Annotated in this window: 17 protein-coding genes; 15 read left to right on the plus strand and 2 right to left on the minus strand. The window is 45.3% G+C overall.

Annotated features, from left to right (window positions below; translation table 11 throughout):
- Positions 1–90 precede the first annotated feature (90 nt).
- The gene (gene glyA, locus G6R11_RS01830) at positions 91–1,344 is read left to right on the plus strand and encodes a serine hydroxymethyltransferase (RefSeq protein WP_016402684.1); all 1,254 of its coding nucleotides are present in this window, start codon (positions 91–93) and stop codon (positions 1,342–1,344) included.
- Positions 1,345–1,698: 354 nt separating this feature from the next.
- Here the strand turns inward: glyA and G6R11_RS01835 are convergent, their stop codons facing one another.
- Positions 1,699–2,031 (minus strand): ribbon-helix-helix domain-containing protein, encoded by a 333-nt coding sequence (locus tag G6R11_RS01835; RefSeq protein ID WP_163130936.1) that lies wholly within the window; start codon positions 2,029–2,031, stop codon positions 1,699–1,701.
- A gap of 74 nt (positions 2,032–2,105) precedes the next feature.
- The gene (locus tag G6R11_RS01840; protein WP_163130937.1) at positions 2,106–2,666 is read right to left on the minus strand and encodes a DJ-1/PfpI family protein; all 561 of its coding nucleotides are present in this window, start codon (positions 2,664–2,666) and stop codon (positions 2,106–2,108) included.
- Positions 2,667–3,019: 353 nt separating this feature from the next.
- Between G6R11_RS01840 and nrdR the strand changes: the two genes are divergently transcribed.
- The 14 genes from nrdR to G6R11_RS01910 all read left to right on the plus strand — a co-directional run bounded on the left by nrdR (position 3,020) and on the right by G6R11_RS01910 (position 16,543).
- Positions 3,020–3,469 carry a transcriptional regulator NrdR gene (gene nrdR, locus G6R11_RS01845; RefSeq protein ID WP_163130939.1) on the plus strand — a complete coding sequence of 150 codons (450 nt, stop codon included), beginning with the start codon at positions 3,020–3,022 and terminating at the stop codon, positions 3,467–3,469.
- Positions 3,470–4,603 (plus strand): bifunctional diaminohydroxyphosphoribosylaminopyrimidine deaminase/5-amino-6-(5-phosphoribosylamino)uracil reductase RibD, encoded by a 1,134-nt coding sequence (ribD, locus tag G6R11_RS01850; RefSeq protein WP_240352376.1) that lies wholly within the window; start codon positions 3,470–3,472, stop codon positions 4,601–4,603.
- Positions 4,603–5,259, plus strand: coding sequence for a riboflavin synthase (locus tag G6R11_RS01855; protein WP_163130942.1), 657 nt, complete (start codon positions 4,603–4,605; stop codon positions 5,257–5,259). The genes ribD and G6R11_RS01855 overlap by 1 nt, the downstream gene beginning before the upstream one ends.
- A 64-nt stretch (positions 5,260–5,323) precedes the next feature.
- Positions 5,324–6,436, plus strand: a complete 1,113-nt coding sequence (gene ribBA / locus G6R11_RS01860; protein WP_163130944.1) for a bifunctional 3,4-dihydroxy-2-butanone-4-phosphate synthase/GTP cyclohydrolase II — start codon at positions 5,324–5,326, stop codon at positions 6,434–6,436.
- A gap of 103 nt (positions 6,437–6,539) precedes the next feature.
- Positions 6,540–7,010 carry a 6,7-dimethyl-8-ribityllumazine synthase gene (gene ribE, locus G6R11_RS01865; protein ID WP_016402692.1) on the plus strand — a complete coding sequence of 157 codons (471 nt, stop codon included), beginning with the start codon at positions 6,540–6,542 and terminating at the stop codon, positions 7,008–7,010.
- Positions 7,011–7,025: 15 nt separating this feature from the next.
- A complete protein-coding gene (nusB, locus tag G6R11_RS01870) occupies positions 7,026–7,442 on the plus strand; it encodes a transcription antitermination factor NusB (RefSeq protein ID WP_163130946.1) in 417 nt (138 codons plus the stop codon).
- Positions 7,443–7,446: 4 nt separating this feature from the next.
- Positions 7,447–8,424 (plus strand): thiamine-phosphate kinase, encoded by a 978-nt coding sequence (thiL, locus tag G6R11_RS01875; protein WP_163130948.1) that lies wholly within the window; start codon positions 7,447–7,449, stop codon positions 8,422–8,424.
- Positions 8,425–8,448: 24 nt separating this feature from the next.
- Positions 8,449–8,928, plus strand: a complete 480-nt coding sequence (locus G6R11_RS01880; RefSeq protein WP_163130949.1) for a phosphatidylglycerophosphatase A — start codon at positions 8,449–8,451, stop codon at positions 8,926–8,928.
- Positions 8,929–9,318: 390 nt separating this feature from the next.
- Positions 9,319–10,908, plus strand: a complete 1,590-nt coding sequence (locus G6R11_RS01885; protein WP_163130951.1) for an ABC transporter substrate-binding protein — start codon at positions 9,319–9,321, stop codon at positions 10,906–10,908.
- Positions 10,909–10,966: 58 nt separating this feature from the next.
- The gene (locus G6R11_RS01890) at positions 10,967–11,977 is read left to right on the plus strand and encodes an ABC transporter permease subunit (protein WP_163130953.1); all 1,011 of its coding nucleotides are present in this window, start codon (positions 10,967–10,969) and stop codon (positions 11,975–11,977) included.
- A 13-nt stretch (positions 11,978–11,990) separates the two neighbouring features.
- Positions 11,991–12,893, plus strand: coding sequence for a dipeptide ABC transporter permease DppC (gene dppC, locus G6R11_RS01895; protein WP_163130955.1), 903 nt, complete (start codon positions 11,991–11,993; stop codon positions 12,891–12,893).
- 10 nt (positions 12,894–12,903) lie between these two features.
- A complete protein-coding gene (dppD, locus tag G6R11_RS01900; RefSeq protein WP_163130957.1) occupies positions 12,904–13,884 on the plus strand; it encodes a dipeptide ABC transporter ATP-binding protein in 981 nt (326 codons plus the stop codon).
- The gene (locus G6R11_RS01905) at positions 13,881–14,915 is read left to right on the plus strand and encodes a peptide ABC transporter ATP-binding protein (protein WP_163130959.1); all 1,035 of its coding nucleotides are present in this window, start codon (positions 13,881–13,883) and stop codon (positions 14,913–14,915) included. The genes dppD and G6R11_RS01905 overlap by 4 nt, the downstream gene beginning before the upstream one ends.
- Before the next feature lie 98 nt (positions 14,916–15,013).
- Entirely contained in the window at positions 15,014–16,543 is a 1,530-nt protein-coding gene (locus G6R11_RS01910; RefSeq protein WP_163130961.1) for an ABC transporter substrate-binding protein, read from the plus strand.

The raw sequence follows: 16,543 nt of genomic DNA on the forward strand, positions 1-16,543 counted from the left end.
AAAATTGCTGTGATCTGAAAAGGACTCAGGTTAGAATGCGCCTTCGAAAAATCACCCACCAACATGTAACAAAAGAGTCAGGAGATACTGATGTTAAAGCGTGATATGAATATCGCCGATTACGATGCCGAATTATGGCAAGCCATTACTAAAGAAGAAGTTCGTCAAGAAGAGCACATTGAGCTGATTGCTTCTGAGAACTACGCCAGCCCACGAGTAATGGAAGCGCAAGGCTCTTACCTTACTAATAAGTACGCCGAAGGTTACCCTGGTAAGCGTTACTATGGTGGTTGTGAGTATGTAGACAAAGCTGAAGTATTGGCCATTGAACGTGCCAAGCAACTTTTTGGAGCAGATTACGCAAACGTGCAACCACACGCTGGTTCGCAAGCAAACTCTGCTGTTTTCATGGCTTTGTTGAAAGCAGGTGACACGGTACTAGGCATGAGCTTAGCCCACGGTGGTCACTTAACTCACGGTGCAAGCGTTAGCTTCTCAGGTAAAATTTACAACGCAGTTCAGTACGGTATTAACCCTGAAACTGGTGAGCTAGATTACGCAGAAGTAGAGCGTTTAGCTAAAGAACACAAACCTAAAATGATTATTGCTGGTTTCTCAGCATACTCTGGTGTGGTTGATTGGCAACGCTTCCGCGATATCGCTGACGAAGTAGGTGCTTACCTGTTCGTAGATATGGCCCACATTGCCGGTTTAGTGGCTGCTGGTTTATACCCTAACCCAGTACCTGTTGCTGATGTAGTAACAACTACTACTCACAAAACTCTAGCAGGTCCACGCGGTGGTTTGATTTTGGCGCGTGCCAACGAAGAAGTAGAGAAGAAACTAAACTCTGCGGTATTCCCAGGTGGTCAAGGTGGTCCTTTAATGCACGTTATTGCTGCTAAAGCGGTTGCGTTCAAAGAAGCGATGGAGCCAGAGTTCAAGCAATACCAGCAAAACGTATTAGACAATGCCAAAGCAATGGTAGCTGTACTGCAAGAGCGTGGTTACAAAATTGTATCTAACGGCACTGAAAACCACTTGTTCTTGGTTGATTTAATCGACAAAGACATCACTGGTAAAGACGCTGACGCAGCATTAGGCCGCGCAAACATCACCGTAAACAAAAACTCGGTTCCAAACGATCCGCGTTCACCATTCGTAACCAGTGGTCTACGTATTGGTACTCCTGCAATTACTCGTCGTGGCTTAGATGTAGCCGCTTCTAAAGAGTTAGCGGGTTGGATTTGTGATGTATTAGATAATTTACAAGACGAAGCGGTAATTGAACGTGTTAAAGGCCAAGTGTTAGAACTTTGCCAACGTTTCCCGGTCTACGCTTAAGTAAGCATGTAAAAGTCAGGGATTGACGGAATAATAGAAAGGAGGCTTTGGGCCTCCTTTTTTTGTTTTCGTTTGCTAGTCAAACTACGGATAATTAAGACTAAATGTGAATAGGAACACAAACCAAGGAGGGATAGGCTAGGTTTTAGCCTGAGAAATATACAGTTGGTACTGAAATTGCTCAGCTTTTAAGACCTAATTGATAAGTCAAATTACCAGCGGTAGATGGTAATTGTTAACAAGAGAGAATCACCATGGACATGAATCCTGTGGCTAGCGCAAAAAGACTAATGATTATGCAGTTTGTTATTTGGGGCAGTTTTATGCTGTTCATCATTTCTTAGTTTGCGCGCATTAAACAAAACCATTGGCAATGGACTTGCCTGAATCTGCTTGATTAAGCGAGGGCTTAGTTAATGCTAATCGCTTACCTTGATTAAGGTGGGTGGTGCAGGCCACTCTAAGTAAAGATGTAAAATTGCCTACCTTTTCATCTCGTTGTAATACCTCATGGTAAATTTGCGTTAAAAAGCCTGCCAAACTAAGGTTGGCCTCTTCGGCTATTTGTTCCAGTAGTTGCCAAAAAATAGCTTCTAAGCGAATACTGGTGACCACGCCATCTAAACGTACAGAACGAGACTTTAATTCGAACAACTCTGCTTCGGTGCCAGAATAAATTTCACACATAGCCAAATCCACCATGATTAAACCGAAGTCTAATCATGGTATATAAAGTCAACTTTTGCCGTTTCACTTTGGTATTAAGCCAATAACTTATTAAATTGAGCCAGCCATTGTGGGTGGGCAGGCCAAGCTGGAGCGGTGACCAAGTTTCCATCGGTGACGGCTTGGTCAACGGCAATATCGGCATAATCGCCGCCAGCAGCGGTAACCTCAGGGGCGCAAGCCGGATAGGCAGAAATCTGTCTCCCAGAGGCAATACCTGCCGCTGTTAATAGCTGCGCGCCATGGCAAATTGCCGCTATAGGCAGTTGTTTATCGGCAAAGGCTTTAATTATTTCTAAGACCTTAGCGTTTAAGCGCAAGTATTCCGGAGCACGCCCGCCAGGCAGTAATAGAGCGTCAAATTCATCGGTGTCAATGTCAGCAAAACTGCCATTTAAGGTGAAGTTGTGCCCTGGCTTTTCGGTATAGGTTTGGTCGCCTTCAAAGTCGTGAATAGCGGTTTTAATTTGTTCACCACTACGTTTTTCTGGGCAGGTGGCGATTACTTCATGACCAACCATTTGCAGTGCCTGAAAGGGCACCATTAATTCGTAATCTTCTACAAAGTCACCTGCAATAATCAGTACCTTCGCCATGATGTATTCCTTAACAAGTTGTTTACATTTTTGCTTCAGCCTAACTTGAGTGGGAAGTTAAGCGGTAGTAATTGGTTACTACGTAAGCACTGTATGCTTGTGTAATATCGTTAACTTTAGGCTAATCAGTCGCTTAATAAGCTAGGGGCTAAAGGGGAGGTATTTGGTGTGTTGGCTAAAGTGAGAGCTAATCCTCATTTTCCTCTCGTCACTAGCTTGGCGCTATTCTCTGTGGCCAAGACCCTATTCATTCAAAGGAATTATCGGTATTTTCGATAGTTACGCTTTAGCTAACCTGTACCTCTGGCGGTTTAGCAGATAAAATTGCCGGATATTCGAATAAGGGATCTCCCATGCATTGTCCATTTTGTTCTGCTCATGAAACTAAGGTTATTGACTCGCGTTTGGTTGCCGATGGCCACCAAGTAAGAAGGCGTCGTGAATGCTTAGAATGCCATGAGCGCTTTACCTCTTTTGAGCTGGCCGAACTGGTTATGCCAAGAGTGATTAAAGGCAACGGCATTAGGGAACCCTTTAACGAAGAGAAAATGCGTGCAGGCATGATGCGCGCATTAGAAAAACGTCCGGTGAGTGTTGATCAAGTAGAGCAAGCGGTTAATAAAATTAAGTCGCAATTACGGGCCACCGGCGAGCGCGAAGTCGCCACTAAGTTCATTGGAAAAATTGTTATGGAGCAATTGATTGGCTTAGATAAAGTGGCCTATGTGCGCTTTGCTTCGGTTTATCACTCCTTTGAAGATATCAAAGAATTTAGCGATGAAATTGCTAAGTTGGAAAAGTAAGTGAGCTTTAGTATTCAAGACTGCCAGTTTATGGCAAAAGCCATTGCTCTTGCTAAGCGTGGAAGGTATACCACGGCACCCAACCCTAATGTGGGTTGTGTATTAGTAAAAGACGGTCAAGTTATCGGTGAAGGTTTTCACCGAAAAGCCGGTGAAGGGCATGCCGAAGTAAATGCGGTGGCAGACGCCAAGCAAGGCGGTTTTAGTTTAAAAGGGGCGACCTGTTATGTCACCCTTGAACCCTGTAGTCATGTAGGCAGAACACCAGCTTGCGCCACCATGTTAGTCGAGCTGCAAGTGGCCGAAGTGGTTATCGCTATGGTTGATCCTAACCCTCAAGTGGCTGGGCGTGGCATAAAGCGTCTTGAAGAGGCTGGAATTAAGGTTCGAACAGGCCTTATGGAACAGGCCGCGCGCGCACTTAACCCAGGCTTTCTCAGCCGTGTAGAGCGTAAGCGTCCTTTTGTGCGCTTAAAACTTGCTGGCTCTATTGATGCTAAAACAGCCTTGGCTAATGGTGAAAGTAAGTGGATTACCTCTGCTCAGTCTCGCAGTGATGTGCAAAGAGAACGAGCAGCCAGCCATGCTATTTTATCTACCGCTACTACGGTTATTCGTGATAACGCTAAGCTAAACGTTAGGTTTAATGAACTTGCTAGCCTTGCTACTCAGCTAGATGAAGCAAGTCTTCGCCAGCCGCTACGGGTGATCATTGACCGTAAACAGCGTCTTGCTGAAGCCGCTCAAGACCTTAATATTTTTAAACATAGTGAGTCACTGTGGCTGGCTGGTCATCGGCCGCAAGCGCAATTGCCAGCTGCAAAACAGCTGGTGATTGAAGATACGCCGAGCTTTTTGCAGCAATTAATGCAGCAACTGGCTGAAGCTGAAGTCAATGATATTTGGGTTGAGGCTGGGGCTAACTTTGCTGCGGCGCTAATTCAAGCCAACTTAGTTGATCAACTTATTTGTTATCAAGCAGGTTTGTTGATGGGAGCCGATGCTCATAGTTTGGTGGGCCTAGAGGGTTATCAGTCAATGGATGCCTTAAATTCTTGGCAATGCCTTGAAACTCGCCGTATTGGCCCCGACATTAAAACTATCTGGATCCCCCAAGCACAGGGCACACATTAATGTTTACTGGAATAATTGAAGCCCTAGGCAAAATTTCTCGCATTGAAAAACGCAGTGGCGACGTGCGATTAAACATCGCCACTGTCGACTTAGATATGTCAGATGTAAGGCTTGGCGATAGTATCGCGGTAAACGGTATATGCTTAACTGTGGTCGATTTCAGCGCGGAACACTTTTGCGCTGATGTATCCACCGAGACTTTAAGTTTAACTTCGCTGGCTAAATGTAAGCAGGGCGACAAAGTGAACTTAGAAAAAGCGATGTTAGCCACTAATCGATTTGGTGGCCATATTGTCAGTGGCCATGTTGATGGCTTAGCCGAAGTTGTCAGCATTAGTCCAAGTGCTCGGGCGATTAATATCTGGCTAAAGGTTCCCCATGATCTAGCACGTTACATTGCGCATAAAGGATCGATAACCGTAGATGGAATTAGCTTAACGGTGAATGAAGTACAACAGCAACAGCTACGTTTAACCATTATTCCCCATACAGCCGAGCAAACAACCATTGGCGCTTGGGCTCCGGGGCAAAAAATTAACGTAGAAGTTGATGTGATTGCTCGCTATGTAGAGCGTTTAATCGGCTATGCTGATGAGAACACTAACGATTCAAAAATAAATACTGCATTTTTGGCACAGCACGGCTTTTTAAAGTAGCTGCGTAATAAAGATGCTCTATTAACAATAAATACTCTCCCTCAAAGGTAATAAAGGTTTTGCTATGTCACTAAGCAGTATCGAAGAAATTATTGAAGATTTACGCCATGGTAAAATGGTGGTGTTAATGGATGACGAAGATCGCGAGAACGAAGGTGATTTGATCATGGCTGCCGACATGGTAACGCCAGAGGCCATTAACTTCATGGCTACCTATGGTCGTGGATTGATTTGTTTGCCAATGACTAAACAGCGCTGCCAACAACTTAAGTTGCCGCTGATGGTTGACGTAAATACCGAGCAGTTTGCCACTAACTTCACGGTATCTATCGAGGCTGCTCAAGGAGTGACCACCGGTATTTCTGCAGCCGACCGTTCGCGCACGGTTCAAGCTGCGGTAGCACGTGATGCAAAACCTAGCGACATTGTAATGCCTGGCCATATTTTCCCTTTAATGGCGCAAGAAGGCGGCGTATTAACCCGCGCAGGTCACACCGAAGCGGGAACCGATCTAGCCCGTTTAGCAGGACGAGAGCCGGCAGCAGTGATTGTTGAGATCCTTAATCAAGACGGCACCATGGCACGGCGCCCCGATCTCGAAGTATTTTGTAAAGAACACGACTTAAAGATGGGCACTATTGCCGATCTCATCGAATACCGTAATAACAACGAAACTACTATTGAACGCGTGGCAGAATGTAAAATGCCAAGTCGCCATGGTGATTTCAAGCTGATTACCTACCGCGATACCATCGATGAAAAAGTGCACTTTGTTATGCAAGCGGGTGAGATTAAAGAAGATGAAGCCACTTTAGTGCGCGTGCACTTGCACAATACCTTTAGTGATTTATTAGGCAGTGATCGAGCTGGAAAAATGAGCTGGCCACTAGACAAGGCCTTAGGAAAAATTGCTCAAGAAAATGGTGTGTTGGTATTGCTTAGCACTGATGACAAAGCCGATAACTTGATTGACCAAGTTAAGGCCTTTGCATTGCAAGATCGTGGTGAAACCCCAGCACAAAAACAAGCACAAAGCGCTTCACGTACCGTGGGTGTGGGCTCGCAAATATTAGCCGATTTGGGCGTGAGTAAAATGCGTTTGTTAAGTTCGCCTAAACGCTACCACGCTTTATCGGGCTTTGGTTTAGAAGTGGTTGAGTACATCGACCAAGAATAATTCCTGTATTAGTTGTAAATAATTTTATTAAGGGCCTAGCTGATTAGTTGTGCTAGAATAGCGCGATTTTTTTGATGGACTCAAAGAAAAGGCAGAATTAAGTATGAAAGTAATTGAAGCAAATTTAGCTACACCAAACGCTAAAGTGGCTATTGTTATCGCTCGTTTTAACAGCTTTATTAATGAAAGCTTGTTATCTGGCGCTGTGGATACCCTGACTCGCCAAGGCGGAATTAGCGATGACAACATTACTGTTGTTCGTGTGCCGGGTGCAGTAGAAATTCCACTGGCTGCTAAACGCATTGCAGCAAGCAAAAAGTACGATGCTATTATTGCTTTAGGTACGGTAATTCGTGGTGGAACTTACCACTTTGAATTAGTGGCTAACGAATGCCACAAAGGTTTAGCGCAAGTTATGATGGAATTTGATATTCCAGTTACCTTTGGCGTGCTTACTACTGAGTCTATCGAGCAAGCGATTGAACGCGCTGGCACTAAAATGGGTAATAAAGGTACCGAAGCTGCCCTAAGCGCTTTGGAAATGATCAACTTAGTTGATCAGATAGAAGTTTAATTTGAGGAATTCTCTGTGAAACCAGCTGCACGTCGTAAAGCTAGGCAATTTGCTACTCAAGCAATTTATCAATGGCAGGTGACCAAGGACAGCGTTGCTAACATCGAACATCAGTTCTTAACCGAACAAGATATGAGTAAGGCCGATGTTCCGTATTTTTCTACTCTGCTATCTGGCGTAGTAGCAAATAGCGAAAAGCTAGATCAAGCGATGAGCTCTTCGCTTTCTCGTAAGTTAGAAGAGTTAGATATTGTTGAACACGCAATTTTATTGATTGGTGTTTACGAGCTGTTAATGGTGAGCGATGTGCCACCTAAAGTTGTGATTAACGAAGCGATTGAATTAGCTAAGTCATTCGCCGCTGAAGATAGCCACAAGTTTGTTAATGGCGTGCTAGATAAAGTACTACGTTTACAGCAGTTTAAGTCTTAGTTACATGTCATCTCAGCCTCCTTTGGGTGAATTTGATATCATCGAAAAGTTTTTCCAGCGCAGTGCTTCACGCCCCGATGTATTACTCGGTGTCGGCGATGACGCAGCGCTGGTAACGATTCCCGAGAATAACCAGATCGCTATTTCTACCGACACTTTGGTAGAAGGTGTACACTTTTTCTCTGATATCCCACCTCGCGCGCTTGGTCATAAAGCACTTGCGGTTAATTTAAGTGACATGGCTGCCATGGGCGCAGAGCCGCGTTGGGTGACCTTAGCGATCACCTTACCGGAAATTGACGAAGCATGGCTAGCCCAATTCAGCAAAGGCTTTTATGACTTAGCTGAATACTTCAATGTAGCGTTAATTGGTGGCGACACCACTAAAGGCCCCTTAAGTATTACCGTAACGGTTCATGGCGTTGTACCTAACGGCAAAGCCTTGCGTCGCGATGGGGCCAAGCCAGGTGACTGGGTATATGTGACTGGCAATATTGGTGACTCTGGCCTTGCGCTGGCACACCTTCAAAACAAAATCAGCTTAAGCCCTCAGCAGTTAGAGCTAAGTTTAAAGCAGCATTATTACCCACAACCTCGGGTGCTTGCTGGCTATGGCTTACGTGACATAGCCTCTGCAACCATTGATATTTCAGACGGTTTATACAACGACTTACAGCATATCCTCAGAAAGAGTCATTGCTCGGCGACCCTAAAGCTAGACAATCTGCCGTTGTCAGAAACCATGAACGAGGCGGTGGGTGTGGACCAAAGTATCGCGCTAGCCTTAAATGGCGGCGAGGATTACGAGCTGTGCTTTACCGTACCAGAATCTAATAAAGGTTCGGTGGATACGTCTTTATCTTATAGTGGTGTGCCTTATACCTGTATTGGGCAACTAGCGCCTGGCCATGGCGAGATAAAGCTAAAATATCAGGATAAACCTTATCAAATCGAACCCACCGGTTGGGATCACTTCAATTAGTCCTAGCGAGTAGCGAGAACTGCAATGGATAAAGCCTTAGCCAAATTAAGCTTACGTAACCCTCTTCACCTATGTGCACTTGGCTTAGGCAGTGGTTTGGCCCCCAAAGCGCCGGGCACTTTTGGCACCTTAGCAGCCATTCCTTTGTATCTAATACTCGCACCATTGCCTATTTGGGCTTACGTGGCGGTATTAATCATAAGCTTTGTTTTTGGTGTTTGGTGCTGCCAAAAAGCCAGTGATGCGATGGGGGTGCACGATCATGGCGCCATTGTATGGGATGAGTTTGTTGGTTATTGGATTACCATGTTTATGGTGCCGCTATCACCGCTTAATGTGCTGCTTGGTTTTGTGTTATTTCGCTTTTTCGACATATTGAAGCCTTGGCCAATCAAAGTTTTGGATAAAAAAGTTCACGGCGGCTTTGGTATAATGATAGATGACGTATTAGCTGGCGTGTTTGCCGCAATATCGTTGCAAATTGTGCTGTTTGTCCTCGCTTAACAGAGCATTCTCTCTGCTTGCCAAATTTGTTCTCCCCCAAATATAGTTAAATCTGCTTATGCACCCTCTGCATAAGCTTATTCTTTATTGCATAAATATGACGATATATCGAATCCTTAATCACTATCACTATGTTCTGTGATTTTTGGATTATAAAATCCTGTTTATGCTATTTACAGTGGCAGATAAAAATACTAATTTATTACGGGCAAAAAGCGGATCAGGCTTGTTTAAGTCTTGCTCAGTTAACAATTGTTGCTTGTACAGCGACATTTGCTAGCGCAGGGTCTAGATTTATCAAGAACAATAATTATTAGTCTATTCGCAAACACACCGGAAATGCAGCCACAACGGTTGCATACATGACAAGATGTCACACGGAGAATCATAATGAAGAAAGGATTGGCGAAGCTGTCACTTGCACTTGTAGCTAGTGCGGTAGCTGTGGGCGTTCAAGCGCAAACATTTGTCTTCTGTTCAGAAGGCAGTCCAGAAGGTTTTAACCCAAGCTTATATACAGCGGGAACCACTTTTGATGCGTCTTCTAAGACCATCTTCAACCGTTTGGTTGAATTTGAAGTAGGCACAACCAATGTTGTTCCAGGTTTGGCAGAGTCTTGGGATGTTTCTGAAGATGGCCTAGAGTACACCTTTCATTTACGCAAAGGCGTAAAATTCCACAGTCAGAAGAAAGGGTTTAAACCTTCTCGCGAATTTAATGCTGACGACGTAGTGTTCACTTTTGAACGCCAAGATGACCCAGAGCATCCATACCATAAAATATCGGGTGGTTCTTACGAGTACTACAGCGGTATGGGTATGAACGACCTAGTAAAAGAAATCGTTAAAGTTGACGATTACACGGTTAAGTTTGTACTAAGCAAACCTGAAGCTCCATTTATTGCAAACATGGCGATGGACTTTGCTTCTATCTTCTCTGCTGAGCAGGCTGATGCAATGCTAGCTGCAGGTACTCCGGAGAAATTAGACTTAGACCCTGTGGGTACTGGTCCTTTCCAAAAAGTACAATACCAAAAAGATTCAATTATTCGCTACGTAGGTAATGCAGATTACTGGCAAGGCGCGCCAAAAATTGACCGTTTGGTATTCTCAATTACACCTGATGCTTCTGTTCGTTACGCCAAGCTTAAAGCAGGCGAGTGTCATGTAATGCCTTATCCAAACCCGGCTGATGTTGAGCAAATGCAAAAAGATGCTGACATCAACCTTATGAGCCAAGAAGGCTTGAACGTAGGTTACTTGGCCTTTAATACCCAAAAAGCGCCATTTGATAACGTAAAAGTTCGTCAAGCGCTTAGCCTAGCGGTTAACAAGCAAGCGATTATCGACGCAGTGTTCCAAGGCAGCGGTAAAATTGCTAAAAACCCAATTCCACCAACAATGTGGTCTTACAACGAAGATACCGTTGACTACCCATACGATCCGGTTAAAGCAAAAGCTTTACTGGCTGAAGCGGGTGTGACTGATCTTAAGACCAACATTTGGGCAATGCCTGTACAGCGTCCTTACAACCCTAACGCTCGTCGTATGGCGGAAGTGATTCAAGCTGACTGGGCAAAAGTAGGCGTACAAGCTGAAATCGTTAGCTACGAATGGGGTGAATACCTTAAGCGTTCTAAGCAAGGTGAGCACGATACCGTGTTACTTGGTTGGACTGGTGATAATGGTGACCCAGATAACTTCCTAAGCGTATTGCTAGGTTGTGATGCTGTTGGTGGTGGTAACCGTGCTATGTGGTGTCATAAGCCATTTAACGACGTAATCATGAAAGCTAAGCAGATTTCTGTGCAAGCTGAACGTGCACCATTGTACGAAGAAGCACAGTTAATCTTTAAAGAACAAGCTCCGTGGGTAACTATTGCTCACTCAGTGGCTTACAAGCCAGTTCGTAAAGAAGTTCAAGGCTTCAAGATTGATCCATTAGGTGGTCACCACTTCTATGGCGTGTCGCTAAAATAAACATACTTAAGGGGCTGGCAACAGCCCCTTTCCTTCCTTCAGACACAGAGCTGTAGTTATGTTCCAGTTTATTATAAAAAAATTGATGTTGGTGATACCCACCTTCATCGGCATTACTCTTTTAACCTTTACTTTGATTCGCTTGATCCCTGGCGACCCAATCGAAGTAATGGCAGGTGAAAGGGGCGTGTCTCCTGAACGTCACGCAGCCTTGCGTGCCGAGTTGGGCTTAGACCAACCCTTGTTGGTCCAATACTTTGATTATGTGAAGAATATTGCGAGTGGCGATCTTGGACGTTCATTAATCACCAAGACGCCAGTAACCGAAGAATTTATGACCTTGTTTCCAGCCACTGTAGAGTTGGCTAGCTGTGCAGCATTGTTTGCCATATTGGTAGGCTTGCCCTGTGGCATTATTGCGGCAGTGAAACGGGGTTCCTTATTTGACCACTCGGTCATGACCTTTTCTCTCACCGGCTATTCCATGCCCATATTTTGGTGGGCCTTGCTGTTAATGCTGGTGTTCTCGGTTAACTTGGGGATAACCCCAGTGTCCGGGCGGCTCGATGTGACCTTTTGGATAGATGAGGTCACCGGTTTCATGTTGATTGATACCTTACTCTCCGATGAAGACGGCGCATTTTTATCGGCGCTGCATCACTTAGTACTGCCAAGTATTGTGTTGGGTACCATCCCGATGGCGGTGATCGCCCGAATGACCCGTTCTTCAATGCTAGAAGTACTGGGCGAAGACTACATTCGTACCGCCCGTTCAAAAGGTATGGCGCCATTGCGAGTGATTGTGGTGCATGCTTTACGTAACGCCTTAATACCGGTAATCACCGTTATTGGCTTGCAGGTAGGCATTTTGTTATCGGGAGCCATTCTTACCGAAACAATCTTTGCTTGGCCGGGCATTGGCAAGTGGTTGATTGAGTCTATTGGTCGACGCGATTACCCAGTGGTACAAGGGGGCATTTTAATTGTGGCAACCATTATTATTGTGGTGAATCTAATTGTCGATATTCTTTACGGCGTGGTTAATCCACGGATCCGTCACGGCAAATAAGGAGGAGTGTATTATGACTGAACAAACAACAACTCCAGCCACCACTGGACCACAAGTACAAACGCCATTACAAGAATTTTGGGGCTACTTCAGCCAAAATACCGGGGCAGTAGTTGGCTTGGTATTTATCGCAACGATGATTGTGGTGGCTCTGTTAGCCAGCGTAATCGCGCCACATTCTCCTATTGAGCAATATCGTGATGCCTTACTGCTACCGCCATTTTGGGTAGAAGGTGGCACTACTGCTCACATCTTGGGAACTGACGATGTAGGCCGTGATATCTTATCGCGCTTAATTCACGGTGCCCAGCTATCACTCTTTATTGGTTGCTTGGTAGTAACCCTTTCTTTGGGCATAGGGGTGATTTTAGGCCTAGTCGCTGGTTTCTTCCGCGGCTACGTTGAAACCATCATTATGCGCGCAGTAGACATTATGCTGGCCATGCCTAGCTTGCTATTAGCAATTGCGATTGTGGCTATCTTAGGTCCAAGCATCTTTAATGCGGCCATGGCTATTGCCATTGTATCTATGCCACATTACGTGCGCTTAACTCGAGCATCAACCATTGCAGAGCTTAACAAAGACTACGTGATTTCTTCACGGGTTGCCGGTGCTGGCTCACTACGATTAATGTTTATCACTATTCTACCTAACTGTACCGCACCGCTTATCGTACAGGCTACCTTGGGCTTCTCTAACGCGATTTTGGATATGGCTGCATTGGGCTTCCTTGGTTTAGGTGCTCAGCCTCCAACGCCAGAGTGGGGAAGCATGCTGGCCGATGCCTTGCAGTTTGTGCAACGTGCTTGGTGGGTGGTTACCTTCCCAGGCTTAGTGATTCTGTTAACGGTATTAGCCTTTAACTTAATGGGCGACGGTCTACGTGATGCCCTTGATCCCAAGTTGAAGCAGTAGGAGAAGCCTTGTGTCTTTATTAGAAGTGAAAAACCTTACTGTTGAGTTTGGTGATGGAGATAATCCATTTCGCGCGGTAGACCAAGTAGGTTACAGCGTAGAAAAGGGCGAGATTGTTGGTATTGTAGGCGAGTCTGGCTCAGGAAAAAGTGTGAGTTCTTTGTCCATCATGGGTTTAATTGACTACCCAGGAAAAGTGAGTGCCGATACCCTTAACTTTGAAGGGCAAGACTTATTGGCCATGCCAGAGGATAAACGTCGCGCAATTACCGGTGCTGAAATCGCGATGATTTTCCAAGAACCAATGTCGAGCTTGAACCCCTGTTATACCGTTGAATATCAAATTAGCGAAGCGCTTAAAATTCACCAAAGCGGTGATAAAAAATGGCGCCGTAAGCGGGTAATCGAGTTACTTGAGCAAGTGGGTATTCCAGACCCAGAGTCACGCTTAAAAACTTATCCGCATCAGTTATCGGGCGGTATGAGTCAGCGGGTGATGATTGCCATGGCGATTGCCTGTGATCCAAAACTATTGATTGCCGATGAACCGACCACCGCTTTGGATGTAACCATTCAAGCGCAAATCGTTGATTTGTTGTTGGATCTACAAAAACAGAAAAACATGGGCTTAGTGCTGATTACTCACGATTTAGCCCTAGTGGCTGAGTCGGCTCACCGAGTGATTGTGATGTACGCAGGGCAAGTGGTAGAAACCGGTCCAGCCGAAGAGATTTTCTCAACACCGAAACATCCGTATACCCAAGCTTTGTTGCGCTCATTACCTGAGTCGTCTGCAGGCAAAGAGCGTTTAGACGCCTTACCAGGAGTGGTACCAGGGGCATTTGACCGACCGATCGGCTGTTTGCTTAACCCTCGTTGTCCTTATGCGACTGCGCGTTGTCAAAACGAACAGCCTGCTATGCAGGGAGAAGGAATGCGTCAAGTACGATGCTTTACGCCACTGGATGAAAGCGGGAGACCAAGCGCATGAGTGATAGCATTATGAAAGCGGCGGCATTAGATGCTGCGCCGGTTGAACAAGATAGCCAAGAGTCGTTATTGGCAGTAAATGGTGTTAAGAAGCACTACCATGTAAAAGCTGGTATGTTTAAACCAGACGCTACGGTTAAAGCACTCGATGGTGTAAGCTTTAAGCTAGAGAAGGGTAAAACTTTGGCGGTAGTGGGAGAGTCGGGTTGTGGTAAATCGACTCTAGCTCGGGTATTAACCATGATCGAAACGCCCACCGCAGGCGAGTTGTGTTTTGATGGTGAAGACATACTTAGCTTGGGCAAAGATGCGGCTAAGGCGCTGCGTCAAAAAATTCAAATCATCTTCCAAAACCCCTATGGTTCGCTAAATCCGCGTAAAAAAGTAGGCACGATTCTCGAAGAGCCTTTGGTGATTAACAGTGATATGAGCAAGGCCGAGCGAAAGCAAAAAGCCTTAGCTATGTTAGCCAAAGTCGGTTTGCGCCCTGAGCATTACGATCGCTACCCTCATATGTTCTCTGGTGGTCAGCGTCAACGTATCGCTATTGCACGAGGTTTAATGCTCGACCCTAAGGTTGTGGTAGCCGATGAGCCAGTATCGGCGCTAGACGTGTCTGTGCAAGCTCAGGTGCTAAACCTGATGATGGATCTGCAAGATGAAATGGGCTTAAGCTACATTTTCATTTCGCACGATTTATCAGTAGTAGAACATATTGCCGACGAAGTGATGGTGATGTATTTAGGTAAGGCGGTTGAATACGCGTCTTGTGAGGAGCTGTTTGCTAACCCTAAACATCCTTATACCCAAGCGCTTTTATCGAGCACACCTCGCTTAGACCCTAGCCATCGTCGTGAGAAAATTAAGCTAGAAGGTGAACTGCCTTCTCCGCTTAACCCTCCAAAAGGTTGTGCTTTCCATGCGCGTTGTCGTTATGCCAATGAGCGATGCGATAAAGAGCAACCCGCTTTGGTTAGTGAAGCTAATGCGCAGGTAGCATGTTTTGCTCGAGAAGAAGGGCGAATTGCTTAGCTAGCATGCTATCCAATCAAAAAGCGGGCTTGTCCCGCTTTTTTTATTGCGCCATCACGTGTAAGTTAGCAGCATTAATCGTTTTAAGGTTCAAGACGTTGGCGTTGTTAGGAAAGCTGAAAATCAAATCCCTGCCTTTTACTTTGTTGTTGCTTATAAGCCTTGGCGCTTGGCAACCCGCTAAGGCTAATACTTTGGTTTGGGGAACCGCTTTTCACGCCGAGCCACAGCAACTAGTTGATGAACTGGATGCAAATAGTAACTTTATTAATCACTTGCTGTTTGACCCTTTATTTCTTTTGGATCAACAAGGGCGTATTGCGCCGCGCCTAGTCACCAAGTGGAAAATAATCTCACCCACTCAAATCCAATTTGAGTTACGCAGTGACGTAGTGTTTCATTCTGGCAATCCACTGACTGCTGAAGACGTAGAATGGACCTTCCAGCATATTTCTCAGCAAGCCCATTTACATGCTTTGTTTGCACCTATTAAAAGCCTCAAGGCGCTCAACACTCTGCAATTTGAAGTTCGCACTTATCGGCCTTTTTCTGAGTTGATTCAACGCCTAAGTTTTATCTTTCCAGCGGATAAGCAGTTTTACACTGCTGAAGAAAATCTAAACTCACCTTTTACCGTATCGGGAACGGGGCCTTTTAAGTTGAGCCGCTATATACCTGGCATTGTTACAGAATTTGAGATTCATGAGCCCTATTGGCGCACTAATCGCAGTAACGTAAGTTTGATTAAAGTGGTGCCAATTAAACAAGCAGAGATGCGCATGGCTAGTTTGTTTTCTCGCGATGTAGATATCGTTGACCACGTGCCAGAGAACTACGTAGAGCTGCTCAACAAAGATAAGCAACTGTCGGTCATTCAAACCGAGGGGCTAAAATGGTTGGCGATAGAATTGAATCAGCGCAACCCAGCCTTAGATAACCGGCGGGTTCGCCAAGCTTTAAATCTCGCCATCGACAATATTCGTCTGGCCGAAGTTTTAGGGCCTTATGCTTTAGCATCTACTCAACTCAGTATTCCAGGGCAAGCGGGATACAATACCGATTTATTGCCGCGTTATAACTTGCTGTTGGCTCACCAACTATTGCAGCAGGCTGGATATGAAAAGGGCTTTAAACTTACCATGGCAGTGCCAAAGTCATTATTTGGAGACCAATCTAAGGTGGTTTCTCAACTGGTATCTATGCTGGACCGAGTGAATATTTCTTTGCAGCCGCAGTGGTTAAACGAGCAAGACTACCAGTTGGCGCTAGATAGCTGTTCAAGTGACTTAGTATTAACGCGCAGGCAGGGTGACGCGGGCAATGTACTATCAATTGCACGGGCAATGTTTCTCAGTGAAGGTGAGCCAATTACCGATGAGGGTGGGCCGTGTAAGGCCTATCAAAATGACAAAATTAGCCAACTTATTCTGGCCGGTGAGCAAGAGCTAGATGAGGAAAAACGGATTAAGATTATTCAGTATCTAGAGCAGCAAATCTATCAGGAAGCGGTATTTGTGCCTTTATACTGGCAGCGAAAAATTTGGGCATTGAACCAGCGGATTGATATTAAGAATATGAATCGGGCTAGTCCATTCCCATTGTTTGAGCAGTTACAGGTGCTCGAATAG

Source organism: Agarivorans sp. Alg241-V36 (assembly GCF_900537085.1).
Taxonomy (GTDB): Bacteria; Pseudomonadota; Gammaproteobacteria; order Enterobacterales; family Celerinatantimonadaceae; genus Agarivorans.